The sequence below is a fragment of the Domibacillus sp. 8LH genome (assembly GCF_038806185.1).
In the GTDB taxonomy this organism is placed as follows: domain Bacteria; phylum Bacillota; class Bacilli; order Bacillales; family Domibacillaceae; genus Domibacillus; species Domibacillus indicus_A.
The window spans coordinates 1-7,516 of record NZ_JAVJNG010000055.1; the positions used below are offsets into that span (position 1 = coordinate 1).

A 7,516-nucleotide genomic window follows, 5' to 3' on the forward strand; every position below is an offset into this window, starting at 1 on the left:
CCGATGGTAGTTGGGGGTTTCCCCCTGTGAGAGCAGGACGCCGCCAGGCAAGAAGTGGGGACAGCGGAAGCTGTCCTCTTTTTGTTTTTTCTGTTAAAACCTTTACTTGTTTCTTTCTTCTAGAGCTTTGACTAACTCTTCTCCCAATGCTTCGGAAGAAAAGGGATCACGTCCGGTCAACAGCTGTTCATTTCCCCATATGACTTTTTCTTCTGATGTATAGTCAGCGATCTTTCTCATTTCTCCTTCAAGACTGTACGGCAAAATATCTGGGAGACCTTCTGGTTCCATGGATTCCGGATACCCAGTGACACGTAAGCCGGTAATGATGCTTTTGCCGTCAGGGCGCTTTGTCCAGATTAAAGGGGCGGGCCCGTGGCATACGGCAGACACAATATTTCCGTTATCGTAAATGGAGTTAATGATTTGATGCAGCTCTTCACTTTTAGCCAGATCATACATAGCTCCATGGCCTCCTACAATGAGCACAGCGTCATATTCATCGGGGTTTATTTCAGATAGAGCCGTTGTATGGTCTGCTTTTCCGGATTCGTATAAGGTTTTATATTTCCCTTCAGGATCATATTCTTTCGCTAAGCTATGTTTATCAATTTCGGGTTTGCCGCCTAATGGAGAAGCTAAGTCTACTTGGTGCCCCGCTTTTTCAAGCAGCTCCATAGGGGCAAATAATTCTTCTCCCCACCATCCGGTTTCATAATTATTTTTTGCATCTTTAAACCCACTTGATAATACTGCTAACACTTTAGCCATGATTAGTTCCTCCTTTTGCTGTCATACTCTCCATAAACAAGTTATCCTTTCTACGTCTTTTTAAACAATTATTCAAAGTGTATGATGGAAAAAGAAACAGCGAAGGAATTCAATAACTTAATGTCGTGTGATTTCTGCTCCGGTTTTTGAACAGCTTTCGTGGTTACACCGGAAAGCGGCTATGTGAATGAATGCAATAAAAAAGCGCTGTCCTCCTGCTTGAAGGACAGCGCTTTTTTTGAGAGGGCGGACTTTTGTAAAAACGAATGTGTGTAAAGTGGGAACAGCGCTTTATTCGTTTTCTTTAGAAAACCATTTGAAAAAGCGTTTCTTTTTTATTTCTGCTTTTTTAGCTTCCTGCGTATTTTTTAAAGATTCAAGAAGAAGCTGATCCCGCCTGTTCAATGAATCCTTAATGTATTGCTGCTGCTCGTCTAATTTATTGACAAGCGCTTGATTAAACTGTTCCTGCCGTTCCATCCGTTCCATAATGACGGCTAAATCTTTCCGAATGCCACTTGCTGGTTCTTCATTGACAAGTTCGGGTTTTATTTGCGTTTCGCCTGTAGCAAAGTAATATTCAATTTGTTTAATCGAATAGTTTTGTTCACGGCTCAATTTGCGGATCAGCAGCAGTCTCTTTAAAGCAGGCTCATCAAAATAGTTATATCCATTGTCTCCCTGAACGGTAGGAATATAAGCCTTTAACTCCCTCAGCCAATTACGGACGACACCAGGGCTTTCATTCACCTGTTTAGCGGCTTCTTTTACTGTTAAACGCATTTCCTCTACGTGTTCAGCGGGAGTTTCTACAGTTTGCTCTTTCGTTTGAGTCATGATTTGCATCATCCTTTCAAGATAGGTTTTAACACATGTGCCGGATAACGATACGGTATAAGGATCTTATAAAGGTGTGTCATGAATCTCAACAAGCTTTCCAAGTACGTTCTTTCATATATGTGTTAAGTTCGGTGTATGGAAAGAATGTCCTTTCACTAAATTTGTCGTTTAGTTAGAAGTTTTAGGAAATAAGAAGAAAAGTGTGGAAGCGCGCAGGCCGGCTTCTGCTGCTTTGTTCTGTTTCCAGATTTTTTATCCATAGGACTCACGATTTTTCCAGCCCGAGCAAAAGCCAAGTACATCATTTTTTTCCAAATAAAGAATATAAATAGGCCAATATGTGCTTTTACCGGCCGTTCACTACTTAATATTGGAAGTTAAATTCTAATAAATGGTAGGGTATTGATGAAGGATTTAGTCCATTTATTGAAGAAAGGGAGTTTTTACATGAAGGAAGCCAGCACGATTCCTCAGCCGAAAACCTTTGGCCCGCTCGGGAATCTCCCGTTAATTGATCGCGATAAACCGACTTTATCGCTTATAAAACTGGCGGAGGAATTTGGCCCTATTTTTCAATTACATACCCCGTTAGGTACGTCAGTAGTCGTTTCTGGACATGAACTTGTGGCAGAAGTATGCGATGAATCCCGCTTTGATAAAAGTGTTGAAGGAGCTTTGGAAAAAGTCCGTGCTTTTGCAGGAGACGGGCTATTTACGAGCTGGACTCATGAATCCAACTGGAGAAAAGCCCATAATATTCTTGTGCCTACATTTAGCCAGCGGGCTATGAAGGGTTATCATTCCATGATGGTCGATATCGCTGTCCAGCTTGTTCAGAAATGGGCGAGGTTGAATCCAAATGAACCTGTCGATGTTCCGGAAGATATGACCCGCCTCACGCTAGATACCATTGGATTGTGTGGCTTTAACTACCGCTTTAACAGCTTTTATAGAGAAAATCCTCATCCGTTTATCACAAGTATGGTCCGCGCTTTGGATGAAGCGATGCAGCAAATGCAGCGCCTTTCTTTGCAGGATAAATTGATGGTGCGAACGAAGAGGCAGTTTCAACATGATATCCAGACGATGTTTACCTTGGTGGACAACATTATTGCCGAGCGCAGAGCGAGTGAACATCAAGAAGAAAATGATTTGCTTTCCCGCATGTTACATGTGAAAGATCCTGAAACGGGTGAAAAGCTGGATGATGAAAATATTCGCTTTCAAATTATTACATTTTTAATAGCAGGGCACGAAACAACAAGTGGTTTGTTGTCATTTGCTCTTTACTTCTTATTAAAAAATCCCGATAAACTGAAAAAAGCGTATGAAGAAGTGGATCAGGTATTAACAGGTGCAACACCAACGTATAAGCAGGTATTACAGCTTAAATATGTCCGTATGATTTTAAATGAATCGCTCCGTTTGTGGCCGACCGCCCCTGCATTTAGTCTTTATGCAAAGGAAGATACAGTCATTGGCGGCAAGTATCCGATAAAAAAAGAGAAGGAAAGGGTAGCTGTACTGATTCCGCAGCTGCACCGGGATAAAGAGGCGTGGGGAGAAGACGCAGAAGAATTTCGTCCAGAACGGTTTGAAGACCCGAAAAAAGTGCCTCATCATGCCTATAAGCCATTTGGAAACGGCCAGCGGGCGTGCATTGGCATGCAGTTTGCCCTCCATGAGGCTACTCTTGTACTGGGAATGCTGCTTCAGCATTTTGAATTTATTGATTATGAAAATTATGATCTTGATATAAAACAAACATTAACCTTAAAACCAGGGGATTTTAAAATACAAGTTCAGCCGCGTATGCAATCAGCTGTTTACACACCTGTTCTGGCTCCTGGAGAAAAAAGAGTGGAGAATCACGAAGAAGAGGAAGCTCAAAGAGCCTCGATTTTAGGTATTCATAATCGCCCGCTGCTTGTTTTATACGGCTCTGATACGGGGACGGCAGAAGGGGTGGCGCGTGAGCTGGCCGATACCGCCGGCTTACATGGTGTACGTACAGAAGTAGCGCCTTTAAATGATCGAATCGGGGCTCTGCCGAAAGAAGGAGCGGTCTTAATCGTCACTTCTTCTTATAATGGAAAACCACCAAGCAATGCAGGTCAGTTTGTGCAATGGCTGGAAGAAGTAAAAGAAGGAGAGCTTGAAGGTGTGCGTTATGCAGTATTTGGATGCGGTGATCATAACTGGGCTAGTACGTATCAGTACGTACCGAGGTGGATTGATGAGCAGCTTGCCCAAAAAGGAGCGCTGCGGTTCTCCGCACGCGGTGAAGCGGATGCAAGCGGAGATTTTGAGGAACAGCTTGATCACTGGAAACGTAAAATGTGGACGGATGCCATAGAAACCTTTGGGCTGCAGCTTAATGAAAAGGCGGAAACGGAGCGGAGCACACTAAGCCTTCAGTTTGTGAAAGGGCTGGGAGGTTCTCCTCTCGCTCGATCGTACGAAGCGGTTTATGCTTCAATTAGAGAGAATCGGGAACTCCAGTCGCCAGCCAGCGGTCGAAGCACTCGGCATATTGAGGTGGTTTTGCCGAAAGGTATTACCTATCAAGAAGGAGATCACCTCGGTGTACTGCCTGCAAATAGCCGCGAAAATGTTCATCGTATTCTCCAGAAATATGCCTTAAATGGAAACGATCAAGTGATGCTGACAGCCAGCGGACGCAGTGCAGCTCACTTGCCTTTAGACCGGCCGGTGAGCTTGAATGATCTTCTTGCTTACAGTGTGGAAGTGCAGGAAGCAGCGACCAGAGCGCAGATACGGGAACTGGCCGCTTTTACTTTTTGTCCTCCACATAAACGTGAATTAGAAGCTTTAATTGAAGAAGGGATTTATCAAGAGGAAATACTCAAAAAACGCGTTTCGATGCTGGCTCTTCTGGAAAAATACGAAGCGTGTGAACTGCCATTTGAACGGTTTTTGGCACTTTTACGCCCGTTAAAACCGCGTTATTATTCGATATCGAGCTCTCCCCGCGCAACTCCGGACCGATGCAGCATAACGGTCGGTGTTGTACAAGGGCCTGCCTGGAGCGGCCAGGGGGAATACCGGGGAGTGGCGTCTACTTACTTAGCGGATCGTAAGCAAGGAGAAGATATCTTGATTTTTGTCCGCACGCCGGAATCCCGGTTTCAGCTGCCTCAAGATTCCGAGACGCCAATCATTATGGTCGGTCCAGGAACAGGAGTGGCACCTTTTCGTGGTTTTCTTCAGGCCCGTACAGCCATGAAACAAGAAGGCCGAACATTAGGTGAAGCCCATCTTTATTTCGGATGCCGCAATGAAAAGGACTTCATTTATCGTGAAGAACTGGAGGGATATGAAAACGAGGGAATTGTGACGCTTCATACGGCTTTTTCTCGTAAAGAAGAAGCCCCGAAAGCGTACGTACAGCATTTAATGCAGAAAGATACAGTGGAATTAATTCGTATTCTCGATGAGGGAGGCCGGCTTTATGTATGCGGGGATGGAACCAGAATGGCTCCGGATGTAGAAACGGCCCTGCAGAAAGCTTACGAATCCGTTCACGGAGCAACAGAACAGGAAGCAATACAGTGGTTATGGAAGCTACAGGAAGATGGAAGGTATGCAAAAGACGTGTGGGCAGGGATTTAAAAGCAGAAAACATAAGCTTTACCGGTTTAAAAGCATGGAAAGAAGACGTTTTATTCAAAAGAAAAGAGAATGCCTGCAGGCATTCTCTTTTTTATAGGGTAATGGACACTAGCTCGTCCACGCTCTCTGTTCCATTTTTTAATTAATCGTTGTTACGCTGTTTGCCTCTAGCTTCGCCGCCTTTTTCTCCAATCTCCTGGTAAAACTCCTTACCATGCGTTTTGGAAGTGGCTTCGCCGCCCTTTTTCCCAATTTCCTGATAGAATTCCTTGTCATGGTTCTTTGCTGTAGTTTCGCCGCCTTTACGGCCTGCTTCTTCACGGCTCATTTTATCATGATTGTTTGCCATTGAAAGTTCCTCCTCAGTTCAGTTGGATTTTACGATGTTACAGTGTTTAGATTACCCGCCTGTTCTCCCTATAAACAACTTTATTAAGATGAAGCTTAAAAGAACATTTATTATATTTAAAAAGCAAAAAAGAAAAATAAATGGATTTGTTCTTTGGTATTTGGGGTATAGCTAAAATGAAGTAATAAAAGAATATAATCATTGGGTAGGATAGCAAGGGTGGCTGTCAATGTATATGGCGTAGGTGGGGCCAATACGATTAATAAAGACATTGTATTTTTTTATTACTTAAATTTTTATAATAAAACTGGCTTGCCAGCATCTAAAAAATAATAAATGAGCCCCTGGCCTTTATAAAGGTCGGGGGCTCATTTTTGTGTAGTGCTAACATTCATGCAAATATAACATACAGTAATTATAAGTAAGTAATCGATAGCATTTGCTGTTTAAAGGGCAGCGCTTTTTTTGGTGGCATGATGGAGACGCCATTTACCAGATCAATGGTAAAAAAGACTGTATATTGAAGAAGTTTTTAGGCAATTCTTTGGAAATGAACCCTTCCTTCAGTGAGCGGGTCTTACATGAACTAAAACGAACTTTCTATATAGGAAGAGGCAGATACACAAACCCTCCTGGTACGTATGCATCTCATTTTAAAAAGGAGAGGGAGAAATGAGAGACCTTGAACAAATTTATGAATTTTCAAAAGCATTTGCTGCATATTTGCAGTCCATTAATGTCTCTGCAATGAAGGATGCTTATACAAAAGAAAAGCTTTGTCATTTTCAGAAGGCTTTTGCTGCTTTACCTATGCGTAATCTTTCGCGCGATCTAGCACTTTTAATTTCCCAGATGAAAGACGGGGCGCATTCATCCGTTGCCAGCTTTTATGCTTTCCCCATTCTCCAAAAAATTGATTTTCTCCCTGAGGAAACCAAAAAAGCATTAGATAATTATTTGTCTCGTTTTTCAAAAGGCCAGTACTTTTCTAGTATAGGGCGTGTTATATCTGATCCCGGCCTTCAGAAGAAGACACTCAATTTTTTAAAGAAAGCAGGGGTTTTAGAAGACCGCTTTATTGTAATATGCCCCCGTTGTTGTAAAAGCCGCTTGTCTGCTTTTATGACTTTGTCGGAGAAGGAGGAGTTAGAGTGTCTCTTTTCACACCCTGAGAAAAAAGAAATCCTGGAAATGCATATAAGGGATCTTTGTCACTTATGCCAGTTTCAGTTTCCCTATGACACCATTCAGATTGATGAAATTCCTTTTCAAGTTTTAACAAAAGTAGTGATAGGAGTTCCGGCGCCTGGCCTTTGCAAGGAATAAGGGAAAGATTTTAATATATAATCATCGCTGGAGCAGTACTTACCGATAAAAACTTTAATAGGATCGCTATTTTGAGAGTAAGGTTATGGGGTGCTTTACTCTACGGTATATCAGCAAATGTAAAATCTATTCTGTCTTATACCATTTCATTCAACTGCTATTGTTTTGGGTTACACTGGGTTTGTAAACATAACTAGGTAATAAAAATAAGGGGAAATATTATTGCCATGGAAGTACGTATGTGTTATATTATTAGTCCGTCGCTAATACAGTAGCGTGTGGGATAAACCTATATAAGGTTATATTAATTATTTGGATATAATGTAATGAGAAAATTATTATTGACTAATTACATTCAAATGTACTATAATTATTTTCTGTCGCGTTTGATGTATCATCGATGAAGCGATAATACGAATTCTAATAATCATTTATCAAAATACTATTTTGATAAAAAGGTGTTGACTTAAAAGTTGATGCGTGATATGATTATTTAGCTGTCGTAAATGACTGCAAAGAGAATTGATCTTTGAAAACTGAACAAAATAAACGTCAACGTTTTAATTTTTATCTTCCATTAAAAACACCCCGTGTTTT

4 protein-coding genes and 1 pseudogene are annotated in these 7,516 nt (G+C 41.8%); 2 read left to right on the top strand and 3 right to left on the bottom strand.

The window, feature by feature from the left end:
• Positions 1-102 precede the first annotated feature (102 nt).
• The gene (locus tag RG959_RS23600) at positions 103-771 is read right to left on the bottom strand and encodes a type 1 glutamine amidotransferase domain-containing protein (RefSeq protein WP_342799239.1); all 669 of its coding nucleotides are present in this window, start codon (positions 769-771) and stop codon (positions 103-105) included.
• A gap of 291 nt (positions 772-1,062) precedes the next feature.
• Complete coding sequence (locus RG959_RS23605) at positions 1,063-1,608, bottom strand: MerR family transcriptional regulator (RefSeq protein WP_342799240.1); 546 nt, start codon at positions 1,606-1,608, stop codon at positions 1,063-1,065.
• 450 nt (positions 1,609-2,058) lie between these two features.
• Here RG959_RS23605 and RG959_RS23610 point away from each other — a divergent pair, with 450 nt between their 5' ends.
• Complete coding sequence (locus RG959_RS23610; protein WP_342799241.1) at positions 2,059-5,244, top strand: bifunctional cytochrome P450/NADPH--P450 reductase; 3,186 nt, start codon at positions 2,059-2,061, stop codon at positions 5,242-5,244.
• A 145-nt stretch (positions 5,245-5,389) separates the two neighbouring features.
• On the opposite strand, the pseudogene RG959_RS23615 reads toward RG959_RS23610, so the two are convergent.
• Positions 5,390-5,593 (bottom strand): annotated as a pseudogene (locus tag RG959_RS23615) (KGG domain-containing protein); the annotation flags it as partial.
• Between the two features lie 672 nt (positions 5,594-6,265).
• Between RG959_RS23615 and RG959_RS23620 the strand changes: the two are divergent.
• On the top strand, positions 6,266-6,919 hold the full coding sequence (locus tag RG959_RS23620; protein ID WP_342799243.1) for a hypothetical protein: 654 nt from the start codon (positions 6,266-6,268) through the stop codon (positions 6,917-6,919).
• The last annotated feature ends 597 nt before the right edge of the window (positions 6,920-7,516 follow it).

What these genes read in the sequence shown, in the direction of transcription:
- RG959_RS23600 (WP_342799239.1), bottom strand. Translation starts at nt 771, where the DNA reads ATGGCTAAAGTGTTAGCAGTATTATCAAGTGGGTTTAAAGATGCAAAA.
- RG959_RS23605 (WP_342799240.1), bottom strand. Translation starts at nt 1,608, where the DNA reads ATGACTCAAACGAAAGAGCAAACTGTAGAAACTCCCGCTGAACACGTA.
- RG959_RS23610 (WP_342799241.1), top strand. Translation starts at nt 2,059, where the DNA reads ATGAAGGAAGCCAGCACGATTCCTCAGCCGAAAACCTTTGGCCCGCTC.
- RG959_RS23620 (WP_342799243.1), top strand. Translation starts at nt 6,266, where the DNA reads ATGAGAGACCTTGAACAAATTTATGAATTTTCAAAAGCATTTGCTGCA.